This window comes from Streptomyces pathocidini, from assembly GCF_001418495.1.
In the GTDB taxonomy this organism is placed as follows: domain Bacteria; phylum Actinomycetota; class Actinomycetes; order Streptomycetales; family Streptomycetaceae; genus Streptomyces; species Streptomyces pathocidini.
Genome location: NZ_LIQY01000646.1, coordinates 1 through 2,745, shown reverse-complemented (window position 1 = coordinate 2,745; position 2,745 = coordinate 1). Strand labels below are relative to the sequence as shown.

The window sequence follows — 2,745 nt, the reverse complement described above, 5'->3', positions numbered from 1 at the left end:
GGCGGTCCTGGCGTAACCGGTGGCCCCGGCGTGGGCGGTCCTGGCGTAACCGGTGGACCGGGCGCCCCCGGCTCCCAGGTTCCCGGCGCCCCGGGCGCCGGCTCCCCTTTCGAGCCCGTGTCCGGCGCGGCAGCCGGTCACGGCGCTCGCCCCGGGGCCGGAGGTACGGCCGGTCCCACCACCGGGCCGATGAGCGGTGACTCCTCCTTCCTCCCGTCCGGGTTCCAGAACCCGGGAACCCAGGGCGGCGGTCCCAACCCGCCAGCAGGACAAGGCGGTCCGGGACCGGAGGGTCGGCGCCCATCCGCACCCGGCATCGGCGCGGTCGGCCCGGGCCGCGGCGGCGCCTCCGGCGGCCGCGGCCCCGGCGACACCCTGAGCGGCAACGCGAGCCTGGCCGACCTGGGCGCGCCCCCCGGCGTGAGCGGCTCCGAAGGGCGCGGAAACCCCTCGGACCACGTCTCCGGCGACACCCTCGTCAGCGGCATCCCGCGCGTCCCCTCGTCCCCGGGCTTCCCTTACGCGGGCGGCCCCGGAGGCTCTGGCGGACCCGGTGGCCCAGCCGGACCGGGTGGACCGGGCGGACCGTCCGGTCCCGGCAGAGCGGGCGGCCCCGGCGCCGCCACCAACCCGCCCACCGCGCAAGGCGGTCCGGGCGCCCCCGCGTTCCCCCCGGGCGCGGGCGTGCCCGGCTTCCCCGCCGACGAGGACCCCGACCTCCGCGACGACTACCGGGACGACTTCGCCGACGAGGCCTCCGCCCCGGCCGGCAGGAAGGCCAGCAAGAAGAAGGGCCGCTCCAAGGCCGTACTCGCCGGAGTCGGGATCGTGGGCCTGGCGGCCGTCGCGTACGGCGCGGGCCTGCTGATGGACCACGCCGACGTGCCCAAGGGCACCACGGTCCTCGGCGTGGACGTCGGCGGCATGACCAAGGAGGACGCGGTCCAGAAGCTGGACAGCGCGCTCGGCGACCGTGGCCACGGCCCGCTGACCGTGACGGTCGAGGGCAAGCGGCAGGAGCTCAAGCCGTCCGTCGCGGGCCTGGCCATCGACACCAGGACCACCGTCCGCGACGTGGCGGGCCGCGACTACAACCCGGTCTCTGTGATCGGCTCGCTCTTCGGCGGCAGCCGCGAGGCCGAGCCGGCCATCGCGGTGGACGAGGAGAAGCTGGCGGCCGCCCTGAAGACCCTCTCCGGGGACGTCGGCGGAGCCAAGGACGGCACGATCGAGTTCGTGCCGGGCAAGGCCGTCGCCGTACCGGGCACGACCCACAAGGCGCTGGACCTCGACCGCTCGGTCGCGGCCCTCGACACCGCCTACCGCGCCCGCGCCGCGACCGGCGAGAACGAGCCGGTGGACCTGCCCGTCAGCATGCAGAAGCCGACCATCGGCCAGGCCGAGATCGACCGGAAGATGAAGGAGTTCGCCGAACCGGCGATGTCCGGCCTGGTCACCATCAAAGCCGGCGGCAAGTCGATCCCGTTCGGCCCCGACAAGTCCCTGCCGAAGATCCTCTCCGTGAAGGCGGTCAACGGCAGGCTGGTCGAGGTCTACGACCGCGCGGTCCTCAAGGAGCTGTACGGCTCCACCTTCGACGGCGTCCTGATCCAGCGCGGCAACGGCTCCAAGACCCCGGTCTCCCCGGAGGACGTGGCCCTGGCCCTGGGCAAGGCCCTCCGTGGCAAGACCCCGGACCAGCGCATCGCGGAGATCCCGACCAGCCCCAACTAGCCCTCGGGCAGCGGGAGTCAGGACAGCTCGCACGCGGACACCCGGGGCGCGGCGGGACAAGCCGTCACGCTCCCGGCATGACGGACTTGCACCGCCGCCACCCCGTCGGCCGGGTGCTCTCCCACGCGGGGCTCACCACGACCGCCGACCGCTGGCCTCTCCGGCGATCTCAGCGATTGAGCCTGATCTGCAGGCACCCCGGCTGGCTGGTGCCGCCGGGCTGCGTGGTGAAGTGGCCGTCGGAGGTGACCGTCACGTCGCCTCCCTTGCCACCGGTGCCGGAGGCGATACCCGTGCGGGGGTTGACGCACTGTGCGGGTACCGGCGCTGCCGCCAGGCCACCGGCCCCACCTGCCGTGGTACTGGCCTTGCGGGAGATTTCGACTTGGCCGTTGCCTCCCCGGCCGCCTGGCTTGGCGCTTTTGAGGGTGCTGAGCTGGCAACTTCCCTTCGCAGCAGGGTTGCTGGACGATCCGACGGGCCCGCCAGCACCCCCCGCAACACCACGAGTGCCGAATCCTGGTTCTGCGGTCAGAAGGTTCCGAGTCTCCCCGGATGCCGTTTCTACAAGGACCTGGGTCGCCGTACTACGCCTGCCCAACCCATTACCGTCGGAAGCAACGCCGGGACCGACCTTGAGGTTGAGCCTGAGGTGCGGCAGGAGGCTACTGACGGTGCACTTCACGTGGGCACCCGCGCCCCCGGCCCCGCCCCCGATCCTTTCACCGAGGATTCTGACAACTTTCCCTGCGCTACCGCTGCCTCCTGGGCCGACGGCCTCCATATCGATGGCGGACACACCGGCGGGGAGGGTGCAGTGGAGTTCTGTCCCGGTGTTGTAGGTGTAGGTGGTATCCAGGCTGGTCGGGCAGGTGGGGGCGGCGTGGGCGGGGGTTGCGGGTGTCGTGACTGCGGCGGTAACACCCATGGATGCGATGACGAGGGCGGAGCACTTGAGTGCTCGGCGAAGTTGGTTGCTCATGTCAACATCTTGTACGCGCTCAGATTCAG

1 protein-coding gene is annotated in these 2,745 nt (G+C 72.5%); it reads left to right on the top strand.

Annotated features, from left to right (window positions below):
* The first annotated feature begins 189 nt into the window (after positions 1-189).
* On the top strand, positions 190-1,734 hold the full coding sequence (locus AOK16_RS23995) for a peptidoglycan binding domain-containing protein (RefSeq protein ID WP_055474209.1): 1,545 nt from the start codon (positions 190-192) through the stop codon (positions 1,732-1,734).
* Positions 1,735-2,745: the final 1,011 nt, after the last annotated feature.

Bases quoted from the DNA above. Each gene is read 5' to 3' on its own strand.
- AOK16_RS23995 (WP_055474209.1), top strand. From the start codon at position 190: ATGAGCGGTGACTCCTCCTTCCTCCCGTCCGGGTTCCAGAACCCGGGA.